The sequence below is a fragment of the Bartonella sp. AC158YNML genome, from assembly GCF_042196725.1.
GTDB lineage: Bacteria > Pseudomonadota > Alphaproteobacteria > Rhizobiales > Rhizobiaceae > Bartonella.
In genome coordinates this window covers 183512-204912 of the sequence record NZ_JBHIQU010000002.1, presented here as the reverse complement: position 1 = coordinate 204912, position 21401 = coordinate 183512, and the positions used below count along the sequence as shown (strand labels likewise).

Genomic DNA, 21401 nt, shown 5'->3' with positions numbered 1-21401 from the left:
AGGTGAATAATGGTGTATGATGAAGAAAAAATTGTTTCTGCACTTAAAGCTTTTGAACGCGGTGAAATTGTTGTGGTGACAGATGATGATGACCGTGAAAACGAAGGTGATTTAACTGTTGCTGCTGTCCATTGTACAGAAGAAAAGATGGCATTCATCATTCGCCACACAACAGGGATTGTTTGTGCACCTATGCCAAAAGAAGAAGCACAACGGTTTCATCTTGCTCCTATGGTGCCAGATAATAATTCAGCACATCGGACTCAGTTTACTGTTACTGTGGATTTTAAACATGGGATAACGACGGGTATCTCCGCACACGACCGCACATTAGCGGTTCGCAATCTTGCTAATCCAAATGCTGGTGCTCACGATTTTATTCGTCCAGGACATATTTTCCCTTTGATTGCGCATGAAGGCGGGGTTCTTATGCGTTCAGGTCACACGGAAGCGGCTGTTGATTTATGTAAATTAGCTGGTTTACCGCCAGTTGGTGTTATTGGTGAGTTGGTCAATGATGATGGCAGTGTTAAACATGGAGATGAAGTTACAAAATTTGCACAAGAACATCGATTGCATATGATAACGGTTGCGGATTTAATCGCTTATCGTCAGCGCAAAGAAATGTTGATCAGGCATGTTGGAGAAATGGCTATTGAAACACCAGTAGGACCTGCTATTGTTCAGAGTTATCAACTCCCTTGGGAAACAGTTCAGCATGTTGCAATCGTTTTTGGTGATCTTGGTGATGGTGAAGATATTCCTGTACGTTTGCATCGTGAAAACATTATGAATGATGTTTTTGGTCAAGCGTCAGATGTTACCGCTATCATGCAGCGTATGATGGAAAAAGAAAAACGGGGTGTTTTTGTTTATTTACGTCAAGGATCAGTTGGTATTGATGAAAAATCAGCTATGAGCATTCAGGAAATGGCAAAAGACGGTTCAGAAAACCATATACAGGCAATTGAACGTGAAGAAGAATGGCGACAAATTGGTTTAGGATCACAAATTTTGAAACATTTAGGAATCAGTTCTGTTATTGTTTACACTTCTAAAGAACGTCATTATTTAGATTTAGAAGGTTTTGGAATTCGTATATCCAGAATAGATATTTTGTGAGGTTCATATGAAAAAAGAAATACAAGAGGGGGATATTACGACCTTAAGTTTTGAGCAAGCGCTGAAGCAACTTGAAGTTATTGTTGAAAATTTGGAACGTGGCGATGTGCCTTTGGAACAATCCATAGATATTTATGAACGTGGTGAAGCGCTTAAAAAACATTGTGAAAAACTCTTGAAAGTTGCTGAAGCTAAAGTTGAAAAAATTCAACTTTCAGAAGGAGGTTCTCCAGAAGGAGTAGAACCACTTGATGCTCAATAATATTAAATATTTTTGGATATTTATTGCGGGATTAAGCAGTGCAATAATCTTATTTATAGAAAGCAAATTTTATTGGTTTCTTTTTTATAAAATAAGTTAAAAATGAGAAAAATCATAAATCATCTCAAATAGAGATTTTTCAGTAAAAAAGATGCAAAACTGTCAATGAAAGAGTAGAGAAGATGTATTTTTATCGTTGCGTTCTCTTAAGTTAAGGTGATAGGAGGGAGTTTTTTTGTCTCATATCTTAACACCATTGCTTGACCGTATTTGTTTCCCGCAAGATTTGCGGGCTTTGCCTGAGTCTGATTTAGTACAGTTGGCTAATGAGTTGCGGGCAGAAACAATTGATGCGGTTTCTGTAACAGGTGGTCATCTTGGGGCAGGACTTGGTGTTGTTGAGCTCACTGTTGCATTACATTATGTTTTTAATACACCAGAGGATAGGATTATTTGGGATGTTGGTCATCAAACCTATCCACATAAGATTTTAACGGGGCGTAGAGAAAAAATACGTACATTACGTCAAGAGGGAGGATTATCAGGTTTCACAAAACGTTCAGAAAGTGTGTATGATCCATTTGGAGCGGGCCATTCGTCTACTTCTATTTCGGCGGGTCTTGGCATGGCGGTAGCGAGTGCTTTGAAGGCAGAGACAAGACGCAATATTATCGCTGTTATTGGTGATGGTGCAATGTCTGCGGGCATGGCTTATGAAGCAATGAATAACGCTGGTGCTTTGGATGCGCGCTTGATTGTTGTTCTTAATGATAACGATATGTCTATTGCACCGCCTACAGGTGCTATGAGTGCACATCTTGCACGACTAGTTTCTCGTCCTGCTTATCGTCATTTGCGTGAACGCGTAAAGATGTTGAGCGAAAAATTGCCAAAGTTTTTTTTGGATAAGGCACGTCGTTCAGAGGAATTTGCGCGTAGTTTTTTGGTTGGGGGAACGTTATTTGATGAGCTTGGCTTTTATTACGTGGGACCCATAGATGGGCACAATTTAGGGCATTTATTACCCGTTTTAAAAAATATTCGTGAATGTCCTAATGGTCCAGTTTTGGTGCATGTCGTCACCCATAAGGGAAAGGGATATCCACCTGCAGAAGCATCTTCTGATAAATATCATGGTGTTAATCGTTTTGATGTTACGACAGGAAAACAGGTTAAAGCATCAAGTAATATTCTACCCTATACCAAGGTATTTTCTGAAGCCTTATCAGAAGAAGCGCGCCATGATGATAAGATTGTGGGCATAACAGCAGCGATGCCAACAGGGACAGGCCTTGATGCTTTTGCAGAAAAATTTCCTGAAAAAATGTTTGATGTTGGTATTGCTGAGCAACATGCCGTAACTTTTGCGGCAGGACTTGCTTGTGAAGGGTATAAGCCTTTTGTTGCAATTTATTCTACTTTTTTACAGCGTGCTTATGATCAAATTATTCATGATGTATCAATTCAAAAATTACCGGTACGTTTTGCTATTGACCGAGCAGGTTTTGTGGGGGCAGATGGTGCAACACATGCTGGAAGTTTTGATATTGTTTTTTTGTCCACTCTTCCTGAGTTTGTTGTTATGGCACCTTCAGATGAGCTTGAATTGATGCATATGGTACGTACAGCTGCAGCCTATGATCAGGGTCCCATTTCTTTTCGTTATCCACGTGGTGAAGGTCTTGGTATAGATTTACCGCAACGTGGTGAGTTATTAGAAATTGGAAAAGGGCGCGTTCTGCGTGAAGGAAATAGGATTGCTTTGGTTTGTTTTGGAACGCGGATGTCAGAAGTGTTGCAAGCTGCTGATGCGTTGGAGGTTGAAGGATTATCTACAACAGTTGCAGATGCACGGTTTGCAAAACCTTTAGATAAGGATTTGATTCGTCGTTTGGCACGTGAGCATGAAGTTTTGGTGACAATTGAAGAAGGTGCAATCGGTGGGTTTGGAGCACACATATTACAATTTTTAGCGCAAGAAGGGCTCTTAGAGCATGGTTTGAAAGTTCGTACACTAAAACTTCCTGATGAATATTTGAGTCATGGTTCACCAGAAAAAGTTCTTTCACGTGTCGGACTTGATGCTATGGGTATTTTAAATACGGTTTTTACTGCTCTGGGACGCGAGATTCGAACGGGATAGAAAATTCAAGTATGAGATGGCTTCCAGAAAAAGGCTCGATATTCTTTTAGTTGAAAGAAACTTTTTTACGACACGTTCACGTGCACGTGATGCAATTATACGCAAAACTGTTAAAGTTAATGGCAAAATAGTTTTTAAAGCTGGGCAAATTGTTTTTGATGATGCAGAAATTTTTGTTTGTGATCCAGCGCAAAATTATGTGTCCCGTGCGGCATTGAAATTGATTTCTGCACTTGATGCATTTCCGATTGTAACCGATAAAGTGACAGCCATTGATGTTGGGGCATCAACAGGTGGTTTTACACAAGTTCTCTTAGAGCGTGGAGCGGCCCATGTCATTGCTGTTGATGTTGGGCATCATCAATTTGATGCACGTTTATTGGGCAACAGGGCTATAACGTTATTAGAAGGCTTAAATGTTAGAGATTTTCAACAGGAACATTTAGGCGGTAGGGAAATTGATCTTATCGTTTCCGACGTCAGCTTTATTTCTCTTAAACTTGCATTGCCTCCCGTTTTATCTTTAGCCAAGAAGGGTGCTCAAGCTGTTTTATTGGTAAAGCCTCAGTTTGAGGTTGGTCGTAAGCACCTTGGAAAGGGAGGAATATTAAATCCATCAAGTGCTAAAAAAACCGCTGAGGCACTTTTTATCTGGTTAGATACTCAAACAGGGTGGCGTGCAAAAGGTTTACTTCCTTCACCCATTACAGGTGGTGATGGCAATGTGGAATATTTACTATTCGGAGAAAAACAAGAGTGAACGATAATGTGATAATCGACTATATTGGAGCAAATGGTTATGGTACTTCCAAGACGTCCCACGGTTTTATTTATGTTCCTTTTACTTTACCGGGAGAGTGTGCTGAAATTACTGTTCATGGAAAATATGCAACATGTATAGCATTAAAAGAAAAATCACCAGAACGTGTTGATGCTCTTTGTCAGCATTTTGGAGAATGTGGAGGGTGTGCTCTTCAGCATTGGCATACTGATGCTTATTGCGTATGGAAACGACAATTAGTTGTTGATGCACTTAAAAAGTATGGACTTAATAATGTTGTTGCGCCTTTAATAGAATGTAAACCCTATAGCCGACGTCGGATGACGTTAACAGCATCCATGACCCCACAGGGGCAAAAAGTTGGTTTTAATCGTTATCTCTCTCATGAGATTATAGCTCTTGAAGAATGTCCAGTGACGCGTTTAGAGATTATGTCTAAACTAGATGATATCAGGTCACTTTGTGCTCTTGTAAGCAATCATGCCAAACGGTTTCATATAACGATAACATCTGTTGAAAACGGTTTAGATATCGCTTTAAGCGGTTGTGTTATACGCGATGAGCGTGTTCGTCAGAAAATGATCAGTGCTGCTCTTTCATATGGGATTATACGTTTATCTGTTGACGGAGAAGTTTTGGTTGAGCAAGAAAAACCATTGGTTTATTTTGGAGATGTCCGTGTTGAATTTCCTTCTGGTGGTTTTCTTCAAGCAACTTGTGAAGCTGAACATATAATGGGCAATATTATTTTGACTCATTTAAAAAAAGCAAAGAATGCTCTTGATTTGTTTTCAGGGGTAGGAACATTTGCCTTGCGTCTGGCAAAAAAGATGAATGTTCATGCAGTAGAAAATAATGAAGATGCATTAAGAAATCTAAATACAGCAGCACGTTTTGCAACTGGTTTAAAAACAGTCACTTGTGAAAAACGTGATCTTTTTCGCCATCCACTTTCTGTAAAGGAACTTGAGTGTTTTGAAAGCGTTGTTTTTGACCCTCCTCGCGCTGGAGCAGAGGAACAAGTACATGAACTGGCAAAGGCAACAATATCACGTGTTGTGGCAATTTCGTGTAATCCCGTTACATTTGCTCGTGATTTATCTTTTCTTGTTGCAGGGGGATATACAGTAGAAAAAATCATACCAATTGATCAATTTTTATGGTCGCCACATGTCGAAGTTGTTGCTGTTTTGAGCAAAAATAAAAAGAAGAAAAGTTGGAAGCTTTAGCCTGAAAGTTTTTTTGACATAGTTCATTTGAGTATTATTATAAAATCTCTCTAAAATTTATCTACAATAATAATCTTTTTCTCGTTGAGTTAACGAGCACTGAATGTAGAAAGTGTTTTTTATTTTAAACTTTTTTATTATGAAACATAAAAGATAGTTGCTCCACTACTCCATACAAAAGACGAATGTATCATAAAGAATGTGTATTTAAGCAAACACCATCGTAATATTGGCCACTTCCTAATGTTGCTATAGCTCTTGGCACTTGAGATGGTTCATTATAGGTATTTTTAGTTCTTTCTTGTACAGTTTTACTCCATGCATTTCCCCCCGCTTGTAACGTACAAACGAATAATCTTAATTGATTCAACAGACACAAATTTAAAATGAGAGAATCTTACGGTGTTCAAGGTTCTAATTTAAATATGAATAACGTTCAATTATCTTTATAAATCAATGTTTGTAGCAAAAATTCATCCTTCACAAGACCATCTTGATAAACGAGAAGGGGCAGTATTGAATATTGGGAAGGAATGAGCAAGCTTACTTCAACGCAGTTCCACCGATTGTCATATTATTAATCCGTAGATGAGGTTGTCCAACACCAACAGGAACGTTTTGTCCTGCTTTTCCGCACATACCAATACCATTATCCAGTTTACTATCATTTCCAATCATTGTGATACGTTTCATAGCATCCGGTCCATTTCCAATAAGAGTTGCGCCTTTAATTGGTGCACCAATTTTACCATTTTCTACTCGGTATGCTTCAGTACACTCAAAGACGAATTTTCCAGAAGTAATATCAACTTGTCCTCCACCAAATGAAACAGCATAGATACCACTTTTAAGTGAAGAAAGGATTTCTTCAGGTGTTTTATCTCCTCCTAGCATGATTGTATTGGTCATTCGTGGCATTGGTGCATAAGCATAAGATTCACGCCGTCCATTTCCAGTTGATTTACCTCCCATAAGCCGTGCATTAAGCCTGTCTTGCATAAAACCAACGAGTTTTCCATCTTCAATGAGAACGTTATATCCTGAAGGCGTCCCCTCATCATCGACAGTGAGAGAGCCACGGCGTTGTGGAATTGTTCCATCATCAACAACTGTAACACCTTTTGCCGCAACTTGTTGTCCTAAAAGTCCAGCAAAAGCAGATGTTTTTTTGCGATTAAAGTCACCTTCCAAACCATGACCTACGGCTTCATGGAGCATAACGCCAGGCCATCCATTGGCTAAGACAACATCAAAAGATCCTGCAGGTGCTGCTTCTGCTTCTAAATTTGTTAAAGCCATACGTAAGGCTTCATCCGCGGCTTCTTTCCAATTGTCTTCACGAATAAATTGGTTAAATGCTTGTCGCCCCCCACATCCATAGAAACCATTTTCACGTCGATTGCCTTCAGCGGCGACCACAGATATAGAAAGTCGTACGAGTGGACGAATATCACGAACCAAATATCCATCTGCACGTAAAATTTCAACATGTTGTAGCGAGCCGGAAAGAGAAACAGTCACTTGATGTAATTTATCATTTTTCGCACGTAAATAGGCATCAATTTTTTGCAAAAGAGCACTTTTTTCTTCAAATGACGGAGCATCAAGGGGATTATGCGGTTGATAAAGTCTCTTGTTTGTTTGTTGAGGTGCTACACTATAAGGTCCAGCATGATTATTATAGGTAACAGCTTTAGCTGCTTCACAAGCACGCTTGAGTGCAGCAGCTGATAATTCATTAGAATGTGCATATCCGGTAGCTTCTCCAGCAACGACACGCAGACCAAACCCCATATCTTGATGGAAAGAGCCGTTTTTAAGCTGTCCATTATCAAATAAAAGAGCTTCGCTTTCTGTATACTCAAGGTAAAGTTCGCCATCATCCGCATGATGAAGCGTTTCCTGTACAAGAGACTGCACTTTAGAGGAAGCAATATCAAAATGATCAATCAGCGATTTCATAAGAATTATCCTATTTTTACGGGGGATGAGAAGATTTTTATTGATCTAAATTAAGGGGCTCTCAAAATATACGATGAGATTTTAATTGTCCAATGTGTGTCGATTTTATTCATGTTGGTAAGGTTGCATAGGCGTCGCTAAGACCCTGAAGGTCAACCAGACCTCCAATTCCTTGCTCTGGAGTTGTGAAGATAAAATAGGTTGCCATTTTTCCTTTTAAAAAGAGTTGTAATATGTCTTCTTTCAGAAAAGCTTCAGCAACACAATTATCACCAAGACAACGACGATATTCCATTCTTCCCATATCTTTATCGTCAATTTTAATGCCAACACCAGGACGTAACTCAACGCGAATCGGAACAAAAACACGCATCAAAGCGCCTTGCTTTTGAGGAAGTTTATAAAAGGTAACGCGGAGGGTAATATCATGACGACCTTGTGTATGGACGTTTTGTACAACTTCACACTGCATATTAGGGGTACCTGGTGGTAGAGCACAAACCTTTGTCCATGCACCATAGGTTTGTGGAGCAGGGACATCTTGTGCATAGGGTGTTTGTGCAAATGCATGACTGATAAAACTACTATAAAGTGTGTAAAGAACAGCACCAATAAAAAAAGTTTTTTTGAGTAATTTATAAAGTATCACAGAAAATCCTATCCGACTCAACACCCAAAACCATGCATAGATTTACATAAAAAAATGAATTCCCCATAAAAAACCATAACACAAAATCAGTATTTACCCAAATATATTAATTCATATGATATATTTTTATGATACATTTGTAATGTGGAGAGAACGTTGATTGAAAAAATGTATTTTTATTGCCAATATTTCCATTTACTTTTAGGGGATACGTGCGAAAGAGATATTTCATATTTTCTCAAAAATACGATTGGTCTTAATTGGTCATTTCCATACGCTAGATAATATTTGTCAGATAATATTGGGTTTGTGAATGACAGAAATGGAAAAGAGCTTTGAGTGGAATGTCAGTTTCAGAAGAGTTATCGGTTGTGAATGGTAAATCAACGCCACCAAAATCCGGTATTGGTGATTACATCACATTATTAAAGCCACGTGTTATGTCTCTTGTGGTCTTTACGGCTCTGGTTGGTTTGCTTGTATCGCCTGTTCCTATCAATCCGTGGTATGGTTTTTTAGCAATTTTATGTATTGCTGCTGGTGGCGGTGGTGCGGGAGCACTGAACATGTGGTATGATGCTGACATTGATGCTGTGATGGAACGGACTAAAAAGCGTCCTATTCCCATGGGTAAAATCAGCTCTCAAAGGGCATTTATTTTTGGCATGGTTCTTTCTATGCTCTCGGTATTGGTTATGGGAAGCTTCATTAATTGGTTTGCGGCATTTTTTCTTGCATTTACGATTTTCTTTTATGTCGTTATCTATACAATTTGGTTAAAGCGTATCACACCACAAAATATTGTTATTGGTGGTGCTTCTGGGGCTTTTCCACCAATGATTGGATGGGCCGTGACAACAGGGACAGTGAGTATTGATAGCTTTTTATTATTTTTAATCATTTTTATGTGGACCCCCCCTCACTTTTGGACTCTTTCTTTATTTTCATCTCTTGATTACGAGGCTGCAGGTATCCCTATGATGCCTAATGTACGAGGTGAACATTCAACAAAAAAACAGATTTTATTTTATGCTATTTTGATGGCATTGTGTGCTGCTGCTCCTTGCTTTACTGGTCTTGGCGGAATTTTTTATGGTATTTTTTCAACAATTTTAAGCATTATCTTTATTTATTTTGCCTATCGTTTGTGGAAAGCTGATACACATAATGAAACTATTTTGATGGCAAAAAAACTATTTTTCTTTTCATTACTTTATTTGGCAGCTATCTTTGGGGTTCTTTTGATTGAATCTCTTGTTTGGTATTTTATCGCTCTTTAGGAGCGTGAAAATATAAAAAACAAATTTTAAAAGAGCTTTCCTACAAGAAGATACTATAAAGTATGTTTTTATGTAAAAGATGGTATTGCACGTTTTTTTGCATTGATTATTCGTGCATAAGGATAAGTTGTTTGATTATGATACTAAAGCTATAGAGATTAAGGATGATTTATGTCTGGACTTCCTCCTTTAACGATACGTCTTTGTGGTCCACGTGGATTTTGTGCAGGGGTTGATCGTGCTATCCAGATTGTTCTTCTTGCATTAAAAAAGTATGGTGTTCCAGTGTATGTTCGTCATGAAATTGTACATAACCGCTATGTGGTTGAGGGATTGCAGCAACGGGGCGCTGTTTTTGTTGAAGAACTTGATGAGATTCCAGAAGAATATCGCACTCAACCGGTTGTTTTTTCTGCCCATGGTGTACCAAAATCTGTATCAAAAGAAGCAAAACGCTATAATTTGTTTTATCTTGATGCAACATGTCCGTTGGTCTCGAAAGTTCACAAACAAGCGATACGGCATCAACGTCACGGTCGTCATGTTATATTGATTGGTCATGCTGGTCATCCTGAGGTGATAGGAACGATGGGACAGCTTGAAGAAGGGGCTGTGACGCTCATTGAAACGATAGAAGATGCTTTGCATTATCAACCAAGGGATCCAGATAAATTAGGATTTGTGACACAAACAACGCTTTCTGTTGAAGATACTGCAGGAATTATCGATATATTACAACAACGTTTTCCTACATTAGCAGCCCCAGCGGCTGAGTCAATTTGCTATGCGACAACGAATCGACAAGATGCGGTTAAAGCCGCGGCAAAAGGGAGTGATTTGTTTTTGATTGTTGGAGCACCAAATTCTTCTAATTCGCGACGTTTAGTCGAGGTTGCTGAAAAGTCTGGTGCGCGACAAGCTATTTTAGTTCAGCGCGCTGATGAAATTAATTTTGAAAACCTAAAAGCTCTTTCTGTTGTCAGTCTTTCAGCAGGGGCTTCCGCTCCTGAAATTATTATTGATGAAATTATTTCAGCATTTCGTGAGCGTTATGATGTCACAATAGAATTGGCTGAAACAGTGGTAGAAACGGAAAAGTTTTTAGTGAGTCGCGAATTACGTGATGTCATTTTAACCTCTCAAGATATGGCTTTTGTTAATGGTCAAGAAAATAGTACAAAAAATGAACATCAAGATACAGACATGTCTAAAATGAAAGCAGAATAATGGCCGTTTATACAGATATTCATCCAAATGATTTAAAAGCGTTTTTAACAGGTTACGCAATAGGGTCGCTTTTGTCTTATCAAGGTATAGAGGAGGGGATTGAAAATTCTAATTTTATGTTAGAGACAACACAAGGACGATTTATTCTAACACTTTATGAAAAGCGTATTTCAAAAGATGATTTACCTTTTTTTTGTAGCTTAATGCAGCATTTAGGACAGCGTGGAATTCCTTGTCCTCAACCTGTTATTCAAAATGATGGCATGATGATCAGTGAACTAGCAGGTCGTCCTGCTGCTATTATTACTTTTCTGGAAGGAGAGTGGATCCGCCAGCCCAATATAGATCATTGTGGTGAAGTGGGGACGGGATTAGCACAATTGCATTTAGCAGGACAGGATTTTACACTCAGTCGTAAAAATACTCTTTCTGTTATGGATTGGCAGCTATTGTGGCAACGTTGTCAAACAAAAGAAGATGCATTATTAAAAGAATTTGGACAAAAAATTGAGTGGGAATTGGTTTTTTTACAAGAAAACTGGCCATTAAATTTACCAACAGGCATTATTCATGCGGATTTATTTAATGATAACGTCTTTTTTGTGAATCATCGTCTTTCTGGGATGATAGATTTCTATTTTGCTTGTAATGACTTTTTTGCTTATGATTTAGCGATCTGTTTAAATGCTTGGTGCTTTGAGCCTGATCATTCCTATAATCTTACCAAAGCACGTAAGTTATTGGAAAATTATCAAAAAATAAGACCATTGATCCCTTTAGAATTGGACAAGATGGTTTTATTAGCTCGTGGTGCATCTCTACGTTTCTTACTCACACGCCTTTATGATTGGTTTAATACACCGCCTCATAGCTTTGTTATTAAGAAAGATCCATGGGAATATTGGCACAAGCTTTGTTTTTTCAGTAATGTAAATTCGCTAAGTGAATTAGGTTTTTAAATTTTATGGCAACTCAACAAAAAGTCGTTGAAATTTATACAGATGGTGCTTGCTCAGGGAATCCTGGAATTGGAGGGTGGGGGGCAATTTTACGCTGGAATGGTCATGAACGCGAGCTTTATGGCGGTAAGGTCCATACGACAAACAATCAAATGGAACTCATGGCGGCAATTTGTGCATTAAAGGCGCTTAAAGAGCCCTGTTTGGTCGACCTTTATACAGACTCAGTTTATGTGCGTAATGGGATATCTAAGTGGATTGAGGATTGGAAAAAGAATAATTGGCGCACCGCATCAAAAAATCCTGTTAAAAATATGGAGCTATGGCAAGCTCTTGAGGATGTTTGTTCTTGTCATACAGTCAGGTGGCACTGGGTAAAAGGGCATGCGGGACATCCAGAAAATGAACGCGCTGATGCACTTGCTCGCAAAGCAATTACGCAATATCGCAACAATGGACATTTTCCAGCATAATTGCTGTTTGAGAGCCTTTCTCTTTTATCACGGAGTTGTAAGAGAGGGGGGCTGCGTATGAAATATGAATGTTCCACTTAAGGCGTGATCTTTAAAAGAAACAGTGTAAAAAATTTTTTGGTTTATTTCTTCTGGTACGAAATAGATCGGAGCACTAAAGAGCGTATATTTCGCGTTATCACTGACTTTTTTTGCTGCTCCAATTTGCATTTCTCCTCCATCTAAAAAGAGAGAGGAAGGAGTTGTTTTGTCGTTATTTTTTATTTTTAGAAGAAGAGTATTGTTATTTTTTTCGGCGCTTATTTTGAGTGTATTCTGCATCATGCGAGGCAAAGAATCTTGGGCATTTTTTAAGAAGGAAAGGGGAAGATGTTTGTTTTTAAGAACAGATGGCGAAAAATCAAAGTTAATAGTCAATGGAAGACAGATTTTATTACATAGTCCGAGAGTGAAAGCCCCACTTAAATTTTTGCTTGAACTAGAAAGATTGAAGGGCAATGTCACTTTATCTTTATAGCCTAATGACCAATCATTTTCTGTTTCAAAAAGCTGTGGCGTCGGATAAAAGATTTCATAAGAAACGTGTTGATTGAAATTAAAAAATGGTGCCATGCCAGAATTACCTGGATTACGCCAGTAAGTTTTCCATCCTGGTTTAAGCACAATTTCAATAATACCTTCTCTTATTCCAGAAAGAGAAGGTTCAGTGATTGCTAATCGGATACGACCACCCTCTGATTCATACCAAGATGTTGCGAAAAGCTGGAGTTTTTGTTCTGTTTGAGCATTTACAGGAATGTTAAGTAATTTTAAAACTAAGAATGTTAAGCATAAAGTAACTAAAAGATTTTTATAAAAGAAAGTTGCGATATTTTGTAAATTTGTAAATATGTGACTTTTTTTCATTGGAGTTTTATTTTCCTAGTGTACTAAATGAACAAACTTTTATCATGTAAATTATGGAGAATAACAGATTAATGAAGCAGTGTAATGGCTTTTTGGGTGGTCAATTACTCATAGCAATGCCTGGAATGAATGACAAACGCTTTATTCGTTCTGTTATTTATATTTGCGCGCATTCTGATGCTGGTGCGATGGGCATTATTCTCAATCAATTACACCATATTGATTTTCCAGAGCTTTTGCTTCACTTAGGAGTAATAGACAGTGGCAAAAAAAAATGTCTTTCTGAACCGATAAAAAATTTTCCAGTTCGCTATGGTGGTCCTGTTGATCCTTCACGTGGTTTTGTCCTTCATTCAGATGATTATGCTTGTGAAGAAACTGTTTTTATTGCAGAGAAGGTCTGTTTTACTGCGACAATTGATATATTAAAAGCGATTAGCTGTGAACAAGGTCCGCAGCATGCACTAGTAGCATTAGGCTATGCTGGATGGAAAGCAGGACAACTTGAGGCTGAAATTTCTACGAATGGTTGGCTAATCAGTTCTACATCACCTAGTTTTCTTTTTGAAAGTGATTTAAGTCGCAAGTATGACGAAAGCTTAACGCGCATGGGGATCAATCCAACCTATCTTGCTTCTGAAATGGGACATGCATAGAGTTTTGTTATTTTCTGAGTTTTTTAACTTTACACGTTATTCTATTCCTTATGTTTTTATTTTATAAGGGAAATAGCTCTGAACGAGAGTGATTAATTCTTCTATGGTAATTGGTTTCGTGACAAGTGTGCTTTGAACATATTTACAGCCTTCTTGACGGAGGAAGATTGCTTCTTTTTCACTTTCTACACCTTCTGCAATAATTTGCAAGTTAAGATCTGTTGCCATATTAATGATAGACTTGAGAACAAGTTTCTTCTTGAGAGAGTCGATTGAGATAAGTGAGCGATCAAGTTTAACCATATCAAATGGATAACGTACAAGATAGGTCAGAGACGAATAACCTGTTCCAAAATTATCGAGTGCGAGATTCATTCCAAGTGTTTTAATTTGTTCAAGAAAGTGCGCTGATTGTTCAGGATTATTTCTTAAGACAAATTCAGATATTTCAATCATTAAGCGTCCTTTGTGGGGCGGATGCCGAAGCAAAGCGGCACGCAATTGACTGATAAAACGAGGATGAATCATTTCTGCGCTTGGTAAATTAATTGAAATAAAGAAAGATTGTTGGGAAAACTTTTCTTGTACATTTATAAGATCGATAATGGCATTATCAATGATAAATTGTGACAAATCCATAACAATTTGTTCATTTTCTACGATTTTTATGAAATCAGAGACATTTAAATTTCCATAAGTGGGATGATGCCATTCTACAATTGTTTCAAAACCAATAATATGTCCGTCTGATAAATTAAGAATAGGATGGTAGAGGATTTTCATCTCATTACGTTTTATTGCATAATGAACATCTTTCTCCAGAGTATTATGTTCGAGACCCAGAGTGCGAAAATTAGGACGAAAAGGTTCAATATGATTTCCACCCATTTGTTTTGCGCGAATCATTGCTAATTCACTATCATTAAAAATATCTTTAGCAGTTGATCGACTTTCACTCCATGTAACCAATCCGATAGAGGTTGAAAGGATTATTTTATTTTCTGAAAGTGAAATAGGTGCTGAAATTGTTTTGTGCAAATGATCTGCAAATGCTGCAATTTTTTGTGGTTCTGTTTCACTGAGTAAAATAATTGCAAAGCGGTCTGCAGAAAGGCGCGATAAGGTATCTTGAAAATTAATGAGACGATTTAAACGACGTGCAATTATAAGAAGTACAGTATCCCCAACAGCGATACCTAATTTGCGATTAATTTGGCGAAAATTATCAAAATCAATCATAAAGACGGTTGGTCTAATTTTGATATTTGCTTTCGCTAAAGAGGTATAATTTTGTAGTCTATCAAAGAAAATTTGTTGGTTAGGAAGTCCGGTTAAGCTGTCGTGGATTGCATCATGCAATAAGCGTTCTTCGGATTTTTTATGGTTAGTAATATTGACAATGGTTCCAATGACACGGGTGATTTTTCCATCTTTTTTCATAGCCGGACGTGCACGAAGAGAAAACCAATGATAATATCCCCCCCCAGAAGAAAGCCGAAAAATTTGATCAATGCGTCCTTTTTTATTTTTAAGAATGATATCCAATACGGCTTGAAAGCGTTCACGATCATCATGGTGCAAGGCTGAAATCCAGTTGCGCATAGGTCCATTGAGGTTATGAATTTCAGTACCAAAAAGGGTTGCCATGTTTGGATGTACAACAATACGGTCACGCTCAATATTCCAATCCCAAATAATATTTCCAGCTCCCTTTGCTGCGAGTACTTGTTGTTCAAGGTCGGAAAATATTCCTTCATGGAAAGCGTCATTAGAAAAAGTTTGTTGCAGGACAGTAAAGCTAATGAGAAGAACAATGAGCACTAATCCCCCCGCTAATGCTGGCTGAATAATATCATTGTTTAAATGTCCAGCTATGCAGGCATAGGCTCCAACACACCAAAAGCTAATGAGCAACCATGTTGGAATCAGCATAATGGCGCGGTCATAGCTTCTGATTGAGAAATAGATGATTAATATTATACCAAGCACAGCGGTAAGACCAAAAGACAAACGCGCAATTCCAGCGGCTCTGATTGGATCATAAATAGCAAAGGCTCCTAGACTGCAAAGGGCAATGGTCCAAGCGATAGCACCATAACTAAAATGATAATGCCAGCGATTAAGGCTGAGGTAGGTAAAAAGAAAAATGAAGAGTGTAGCGGCAAGTGCTACTTCTGTACCAGCACGCCAGATTGGCTGTGTTGTAAGTGTAACTGCAAAGAATTTATTTAAAAAGTTGAAGTCAATACCAATATAAAAAAGCACCGCCCAAGCGACAGCCGCTGTTGCAGGAAATAGTCCTGTCCCACGGACGACGAAGAGAACCGTTAACAAAAGCGCTAAGAGACCTGATATACCAAGAAGAATACCATGATAAAGTGTATAAGAATTAATTGCATCTTTATAAGCTTCAGGTTGCCATAAATAGATTTGCGGTAGATTTGCAGAGTTAAGTTCGGCTACAAATGTAACAACAGCACCAGGATTAAGGGTAATACGAAAGATATCAGAGTTTGCACTCGGTTGACGATCGAGAGAAAAACCTTCACTTGGTGTTATGGATTGAATTCTTGTTGACCCAAGGTCTGGCCAAAAAAATCCAGAACGCGCCATACGGTAATGGGGAGCAACGATGAGACGATCAACTTGTTCATCTGTTGGATTTGCAAGAGAAAAAACGGCCCAATTTCCGGAAAAATTTTCACTTTTTGCCTGCACTTCAATACGCCACACAATACCATCTGGTCCTGGCGCTGTACTTGTTTGAAAGATAGAGTTATTTGTATGGTGAATTTCAATTGCTTTTGAGAGATCAAGAGCAGCATCCTGAGAAGAAATTTTAACTGGTTCAATTGCTTGTGCTGATGTAAGATGGACAAAAGAACTAACGACTACAATGAAAATGATGTCAATTATTTTACGCAAACTCTTCACAATATCCCACTCTCAATATTTTAGGATGTTTAGTTTTCATTTAGATTTTTGAGAAAAAACACCGCCCACCTTTTATAATTTATCTACATAATAGATTGTTATCACTTTTTCTTAAGTTATATGATTTTATATATAAATAAACCACATATCCACTTTCTTCAATGGAACTTGAAGCGAATGGAGTTTTATATTTTAAAAAAACAAAGCTAAACCATGAATTTCTAGATTTCACGGATATATCTTTACTGATTAGAATCTTTATCACATGAAGTATGAATTGGGTAGTTTTGTACACCTTTTTGCCCACTATTTCCAAAACTTATTTAATGAAGAGGGCTTTTGTGGTAAATTTTATGATAAAATATGTTTATGTTATTGTAATGCTGCTTTGATAAAGTAGTTTTTTATTTTAGCTTGTATGAAAGAGTTGACGTTAAATCATCAAAATTCATGAGGGGTCCTACAGGTCCTACAGCGGTTAGTGTTGGAGTCGAATTTGTAAAAAGACGATGCGCTAAATCAGTTAATCTTGTAGGAGTGATGAGATTGAGGCGTTCAATTGTTTCCGATATTGGAATTGGTCGACCATAAAGGAGTATTTGGCGAGCAATGAGATGTGCTTGACTAGAGGGATTTTCCTGTGACATTGTCAGATTTGCACGATATTGCGTTTGTGCTCGTTGCAGTTCGTTGGCGTGAATATTTTTGCTGACCTTGGAAAGTTCATCAAGAATCACAGGAATAAGTTCTTTGAGCCCTTCTTGTCCGGTAGCTGCGTGAACACCAAAAAGCCCAGTATCTGAAAATCCCCAATGAAAAGCATAAATAGAATAGCATAATCCACGTTTCTCTCTTACCTCTTGAAAAAGACGTGAAGACATACCACCACCAAGAATGATTGAAAGAATTTGGGCCGCATAAAAATCACGCGCGTGATAAGCACGCCCTTCAAACCCTAGAACAACTTGTGTATCCATTAAATCGCGATATTCACGAAAGTCGCCACCGACATAATTTGCAAGATTAGTAAGAGGTGCGGTTGAATGGGAGCGAAAAGTACCAAGACGACTTTCAACTTCTCGCAAGAAACTTTCGTGCTTTACAGCTCCTGCAGCAACGACAATCATACGATCTGCACTATATTGTTTATTGATGAAATCATGGAGATCAGTAGATGTAAATGATTGAATAGTTTTAGCGGTTCCTAAAATAGAGCGTCCAAGGGATTGATGACGAAAGGCTGTTTCTGTAAAGTGATCAAAAACAATATCATCAGGAGTGTCATGGGCAGCACCAATTTCCTGAAAGATTACTTGTTTTTCTCGTTCTAGTTCATTGTCGTCAAATTTTGAATGCATTAAAATATCGGCTAAAATGTCTATAGCAAGTGGGATATCGCTTTTAAGTACACGTGCAAAGTAAGCTGTTGTTTCAATACTGGTTGTAGCATTGATTTCACCGCCAACATCTTCAATATCGGTTGCAATTTGAAAAGCGCTACGATTTTCGGTTCCTTTAAAAGCCATATGCTCAAGTAGATGGGCAATACCATGCTGTGTGGAGGTTTCATTGCGTGAGCCCACTTTAACCCATATTCCGAGGGCAACACTATCAATTTGTTGCATTGTATGTGTGGCTATAGTCAAACCATTATTTAGGCGACAGATATCTACATCCATGTATTTACAACTCCATTAAAAAGCTAAATACCTCATTGTTAAGGGCATTAGAATATTCTTGATTTAAATTAATGCTGCTAACTTTAATAAGATGCATGCGATTTTAAAGAAATATAATTTTTTACTATTTTTTCATCATTAGCAAGACTTATAAAGTGTTCTTCGCGTTCCATTACATCATTGAGATGGGGGGGCCATGGGGCATGAAGTCCACAAGCACTTTTGAGAGTATCAGGAAATTTAGCGGGATGAGCCGTGGCAAGGACGATCATTGGAATATGCTGTTTTTTGTTTTCACGCGCTACTTTAAGGGCGACAGCTGTATGTGGATCAATAAGATAGCCACTTTCCTTATAGACACTATCAATTGTTTGTGCTGTTTCATCCATGTTGCTTGTCCCAGCGGAAAATAGGGAACGAATATTTTTGAGATGTTTTTCATCAAGAGAAAAGACCCCCATTTTTTTCAAATTTTCCATTGCATTGCGAATCCACATTGGATCACGATTGCTACTTTCAAAGAGTAAACGTTCAAAATTAGATGAGATTTGAATATCCATAGAAGGTGATGTTGTATGGACGATTGGTTGTGTTTCGTAAGTACCGCTGGTCAATGTACGTGCAAGGATGTCATTATCGTTCGTTGCAATGATCAGTTGAGCAATGGGTAATCCCATACGAGCAGCGACATAACCTGCAAAAATATCACCGAAATTTCCGGTAGGAACAGTAAAGGAAACAGCTCTATCAGGTGCACCTAAGGAAAGAGCGGATGAAAAATAGTAAACAATTTGCGCCATGATACGCGCCCAATTTATAGAATTAACACCTGAAAGCGCTGTTTTTTTACGAAAATTATGATCATTAAACATTGCTTTAACAAGAGCTTGGCAATCATCAAAATTTCCTTCAATGGCAATAGCATGAACATTGGAACATTGATTGGTTGTCATTTGCCGTTGTTGAACAGGTGAGACTCGTCCTTTAGGAAATAAAATAAAAATATCTGAGTGTTCTTTTCCAGCAAAAGCTTGTATTGCAGCCCCCCCTGTATCACCCGATGTTGCAGCAACAATCGTTGCACGTCTATTTTTTTTAGTCAAAATATAATCCATAAGCCGAGAAAGAAACTGCATTGCGACATCTTTAAAAGCTAAAGTAGGTCCGTGAAAGAGTTCAAGGATAAATTCATCTGCTTTAGTTTGTCGTAATGGACAGATTGCTGGATGGTGAAAGGTTGCATAAGATTCAGCGATTATATTTTCAAAGGCTGTATACTCGATTTCGTTATTCACAAAGGGCCAAAGAATAGTTTTAGCAATTGCTGTATAGGATTGTCCACGAAGTGTTCGTAACGCATCAAATGATAATTGCGGAAATTTATCTGGAAGATAAAGTCCACCATCACTCGCCAACCCTGTCATGATAGTTTCCGTAAAGCTTAAAGCAGGAGATTCACCTCTCGTGCTGATATATTTCATAAGTCTTATCCTTTTTTATTTCTGGCAAATTGATGCAGTCATTCATTTCACGTTTTTCATAATATTTAAATTATTAAATGGATAGAAGTTTATTTTCTTCTTTTTAACTCAATAATGAAAAGAAATAGTTTTAAGCATTTTTATTTTTGAGATATAAACGCCACATTTTCACAGAAAATCTGTTATAATCGAAAAATTTCTTTCTATTATAAATTTTACAGCGTGTTTTCACTTATGTACCTTCCTCAATAATGAAATCAAATATATAGAATAGTATTTATTGAATAACTTTTTTGTAAAATTCAATTGTTCATAGTTATTTTATGCTTTTATACTTTATGAAAAATAAATCTTCTAAAATGAATGTTGAGCTGATACATCCCCAGATTCATACTGGAGGATTTATAAGGTAAATTTATGACATTTCGTGCATAAATGTATATTTTAAATAATCTTTGTTGAGTTTAATTGATCATTTTGTATACTAATAGATATTATATTTGTGCTATACATATGGGAACCTAAAGTTTATCCATAGAAAGCATAAAAACAGCCTGCCAAATGATGTGAAGCAGGCTGTAAAATACCCTTATTAAAAATAGAACAAATAACTGAGCAGCTTTGAATTATTTGCCTTTAATTTTTCCTATTGCCCATCCGATTATCGCACTAAATATGGACATAACAGATCCGGTCAAAAATCCAAATCCCAAAGCTCCTATTGTAGAAAAAACTCCTAGAGTAATGGGTTCAAATACTTTTTCATATTTTCCCCCAATGGCAGATTCACTTTTTGTTTTATGAGTGAAACTCGGTACATAAAGAGCAGCTATATTGATCATTTTTGTCTCCCCTTGTTCCATGAAAGAAATAGCTTCCCATGGAGCATCATTTTTCAAATGATTGGCATGAACATTTATAACTTGTGAAAGCAAAAAAGCGACCGCTATAAAAATATTTAATACGTAATTTTTCAATACTTTAATCATCATTTACCTCCAATACTTTTACTGGTGTTTTAGGATAAATTGATACATTGACAGAATTAGTGCCCATTGAAAGAAACAGAAGTATTTAAAGATTTCTTCATGCTTAATGTGATAATTCATTAGTTTTTTATCATTAATAATAGATAAAAACAGAATGTATCTATAGTTTATATTTTATATGAGAAGATCTTATGCTTATAAAATTTCAATTTTAACGAGATTTAAAATAGGATATTATTTTGCTGATTATCCATCCTAAAAACATACCTACCGTACTTGATGCATAACCAAGAGCCATCCCAATACCAAAAGTCCCGAGTGTAAGAGGTTCAACGACTTTTTCAAATTTTCCTTCGATGGTAATTTCATTTTTCATACCACGATTTAGATTTTGTGTATAGAAAGAAACCGTACTGATTGCATCCTTTCTGTTCTGTTCTGTTACAGAAATAAAACTATTCTCACGATGAATATTGTTTTGCAAATAGTTGGCATGTACACTTACAGTCTGTGAAATGTAAAAAGCAGATATTATAAAAATACTTAACATATAATTTTTAAAAAATTTAATCATTCATTTACCTCAAATACTTTATACTATTCAATATATATGTGTAAAATTATATTTTGGATTTTTTGATGTAATTTACAGCATTTATATTTATAGTA

The 21401-nt window shown here is 37.3% G+C and carries 18 protein-coding genes; 10 read left to right on the top strand and 8 right to left on the bottom strand.

Features of this window, described 5'->3' with window-relative positions; translation table 11 throughout:
• The first annotated feature begins 9 nt into the window (after window positions 1-9).
• From ribB to ACFIM1_RS02010, 5 genes are all read left to right on the top strand, one after another.
• On the top strand, window positions 10-1122 hold the full coding sequence (gene ribB, locus ACFIM1_RS02030) for a 3,4-dihydroxy-2-butanone-4-phosphate synthase (protein WP_375694476.1): 1113 nt from the start codon (window positions 10-12) through the stop codon (window positions 1120-1122).
• Between the two features lie 7 nt (window positions 1123-1129).
• Window positions 1130-1384, top strand: a complete 255-nt coding sequence (locus ACFIM1_RS02025; RefSeq protein WP_375606413.1) for an exodeoxyribonuclease VII small subunit — start codon at window positions 1130-1132, stop codon at window positions 1382-1384.
• Between the two features lie 235 nt (window positions 1385-1619).
• The gene (gene dxs, locus ACFIM1_RS02020; protein WP_375694475.1) at window positions 1620-3527 is read left to right on the top strand and encodes a 1-deoxy-D-xylulose-5-phosphate synthase; all 1908 of its coding nucleotides are present in this window, start codon (window positions 1620-1622) and stop codon (window positions 3525-3527) included.
• 16 nt (window positions 3528-3543) lie between these two features.
• On the top strand, window positions 3544-4287 hold the full coding sequence (locus tag ACFIM1_RS02015; protein WP_375606411.1) for a TlyA family RNA methyltransferase: 744 nt from the start codon (window positions 3544-3546) through the stop codon (window positions 4285-4287).
• Window positions 4284-5537, top strand: a complete 1254-nt coding sequence (locus ACFIM1_RS02010) for a class I SAM-dependent RNA methyltransferase (RefSeq protein WP_375694474.1) — start codon at window positions 4284-4286, stop codon at window positions 5535-5537. The genes ACFIM1_RS02015 and ACFIM1_RS02010 overlap by 4 nt, the downstream gene beginning before the upstream one ends.
• 543 nt (window positions 5538-6080) lie before the next feature.
• Here ACFIM1_RS02010 and tldD read toward each other — a convergent pair.
• Together tldD and ACFIM1_RS02000 are read right to left on the bottom strand one after the other, a co-directional pair.
• Complete coding sequence (tldD, locus tag ACFIM1_RS02005; RefSeq protein ID WP_375606409.1) at window positions 6081-7499, bottom strand: metalloprotease TldD; 1419 nt, start codon at window positions 7497-7499, stop codon at window positions 6081-6083.
• 109 nt (window positions 7500-7608) lie between these two features.
• Window positions 7609-8148 carry an invasion associated locus B family protein gene (locus ACFIM1_RS02000; RefSeq protein WP_375606408.1) on the bottom strand — a complete coding sequence of 180 codons (540 nt, stop codon included), beginning with the start codon at window positions 8146-8148 and terminating at the stop codon, window positions 7609-7611.
• 344 nt (window positions 8149-8492) lie between these two features.
• On the opposite strand from ACFIM1_RS02000, the gene cyoE reads away from it, so the two are divergent.
• The 4 genes from cyoE (at window position 8493) to rnhA (ending at window position 12087) form a co-directional block, all read left to right on the top strand.
• On the top strand, window positions 8493-9428 hold the full coding sequence (gene cyoE, locus ACFIM1_RS01995) for a heme o synthase (protein ID WP_375609158.1): 936 nt from the start codon (window positions 8493-8495) through the stop codon (window positions 9426-9428).
• Window positions 9429-9599: 171 nt separating this feature from the next.
• Window positions 9600-10655 carry a 4-hydroxy-3-methylbut-2-enyl diphosphate reductase gene (ispH, locus tag ACFIM1_RS01990; RefSeq protein WP_375609088.1) on the top strand — a complete coding sequence of 352 codons (1056 nt, stop codon included), beginning with the start codon at window positions 9600-9602 and terminating at the stop codon, window positions 10653-10655.
• Entirely contained in the window at window positions 10655-11614 is a 960-nt protein-coding gene (locus ACFIM1_RS01985) for a homoserine kinase (protein WP_375609089.1), read from the top strand. Before ispH ends, ACFIM1_RS01985 begins: the two co-directional genes overlap by 1 nt.
• Before the next feature lie 5 nt (window positions 11615-11619).
• The gene (gene rnhA, locus ACFIM1_RS01980; protein ID WP_375607806.1) at window positions 11620-12087 is read left to right on the top strand and encodes a ribonuclease HI; all 468 of its coding nucleotides are present in this window, start codon (window positions 11620-11622) and stop codon (window positions 12085-12087) included.
• A 27-nt stretch (window positions 12088-12114) separates the two neighbouring features.
• Here rnhA and ACFIM1_RS01975 read toward each other — a convergent pair whose 3' ends face one another.
• On the bottom strand, window positions 12115-12993 hold the full coding sequence (locus ACFIM1_RS01975; protein WP_375609090.1) for a protein-disulfide reductase DsbD domain-containing protein: 879 nt from the start codon (window positions 12991-12993) through the stop codon (window positions 12115-12117).
• 71 nt (window positions 12994-13064) lie between these two features.
• Between ACFIM1_RS01975 and ACFIM1_RS01970 the strand changes: the two genes are divergently transcribed.
• Window positions 13065-13649, top strand: a complete 585-nt coding sequence (locus ACFIM1_RS01970) for a YqgE/AlgH family protein (RefSeq protein ID WP_375609091.1) — start codon at window positions 13065-13067, stop codon at window positions 13647-13649.
• A gap of 48 nt (window positions 13650-13697) precedes the next feature.
• On the opposite strand, the gene ACFIM1_RS01965 is transcribed toward ACFIM1_RS01970, so the two are convergent.
• The 5 genes from ACFIM1_RS01965 to ACFIM1_RS01945 all read right to left on the bottom strand — a co-directional run bounded on the left by ACFIM1_RS01965 (window position 13698) and on the right by ACFIM1_RS01945 (window position 21306).
• A complete protein-coding gene (locus ACFIM1_RS01965; protein ID WP_375609092.1) occupies window positions 13698-16583 on the bottom strand; it encodes an EAL domain-containing protein in 2886 nt (961 codons plus the stop codon).
• 404 nt (window positions 16584-16987) lie between these two features.
• Entirely contained in the window at window positions 16988-18262 is a 1275-nt protein-coding gene (locus ACFIM1_RS01960) for a M16 family metallopeptidase (RefSeq protein ID WP_375609093.1), read from the bottom strand.
• Between the two features lie 83 nt (window positions 18263-18345).
• A complete protein-coding gene (gene thrC / locus ACFIM1_RS01955) occupies window positions 18346-19743 on the bottom strand; it encodes a threonine synthase (protein ID WP_375609094.1) in 1398 nt (465 codons plus the stop codon).
• Window positions 19744-20369: 626 nt separating this feature from the next.
• Window positions 20370-20732 carry a hypothetical protein gene (locus ACFIM1_RS01950; protein WP_375609159.1) on the bottom strand — a complete coding sequence of 121 codons (363 nt, stop codon included), beginning with the start codon at window positions 20730-20732 and terminating at the stop codon, window positions 20370-20372.
• A gap of 211 nt (window positions 20733-20943) precedes the next feature.
• Window positions 20944-21306, bottom strand: coding sequence for a hypothetical protein (locus ACFIM1_RS01945; RefSeq protein WP_375607800.1), 363 nt, complete (start codon window positions 21304-21306; stop codon window positions 20944-20946).
• Window positions 21307-21401 lie beyond the last annotated feature (95 nt).

What these genes read in the sequence shown, in the direction of transcription:
- ispH (WP_375609088.1), top strand. Translation starts at nt 9,600, where the DNA reads ATGTCTGGACTTCCTCCTTTAACGATACGTCTTTGTGGTCCACGTGGA.
- ACFIM1_RS01950 (WP_375609159.1), bottom strand. Translation starts at nt 20,732, where the DNA reads ATGATTAAAGTATTGAAAAATTACGTATTAAATATTTTTATAGCGGTC.
- rnhA (WP_375607806.1), top strand. Translation starts at nt 11,620, where the DNA reads ATGGCAACTCAACAAAAAGTCGTTGAAATTTATACAGATGGTGCTTGC.
- ACFIM1_RS02015 (WP_375606411.1), top strand. Translation starts at nt 3,544, where the DNA reads ATGGCTTCCAGAAAAAGGCTCGATATTCTTTTAGTTGAAAGAAACTTT.
- ACFIM1_RS01970 (WP_375609091.1), top strand. Translation starts at nt 13,065, where the DNA reads ATGAAGCAGTGTAATGGCTTTTTGGGTGGTCAATTACTCATAGCAATG.
- tldD (WP_375606409.1), bottom strand. Translation starts at nt 7,499, where the DNA reads ATGAAATCGCTGATTGATCATTTTGATATTGCTTCCTCTAAAGTGCAG.
- ACFIM1_RS01960 (WP_375609093.1), bottom strand. Translation starts at nt 18,262, where the DNA reads ATGGATGTAGATATCTGTCGCCTAAATAATGGTTTGACTATAGCCACA.
- thrC (WP_375609094.1), bottom strand. Translation starts at nt 19,743, where the DNA reads ATGAAATATATCAGCACGAGAGGTGAATCTCCTGCTTTAAGCTTTACG.
- cyoE (WP_375609158.1), top strand. Translation starts at nt 8,493, where the DNA reads ATGTCAGTTTCAGAAGAGTTATCGGTTGTGAATGGTAAATCAACGCCA.
- ACFIM1_RS01985 (WP_375609089.1), top strand. Translation starts at nt 10,655, where the DNA reads ATGGCCGTTTATACAGATATTCATCCAAATGATTTAAAAGCGTTTTTA.
- ACFIM1_RS02025 (WP_375606413.1), top strand. Translation starts at nt 1,130, where the DNA reads ATGAAAAAAGAAATACAAGAGGGGGATATTACGACCTTAAGTTTTGAG.
- ACFIM1_RS01945 (WP_375607800.1), bottom strand. Translation starts at nt 21,306, where the DNA reads ATGATTAAATTTTTTAAAAATTATATGTTAAGTATTTTTATAATATCT.
- ribB (WP_375694476.1), top strand. Translation starts at nt 10, where the DNA reads ATGGTGTATGATGAAGAAAAAATTGTTTCTGCACTTAAAGCTTTTGAA.
- ACFIM1_RS01975 (WP_375609090.1), bottom strand. Translation starts at nt 12,993, where the DNA reads ATGAAAAAAAGTCACATATTTACAAATTTACAAAATATCGCAACTTTC.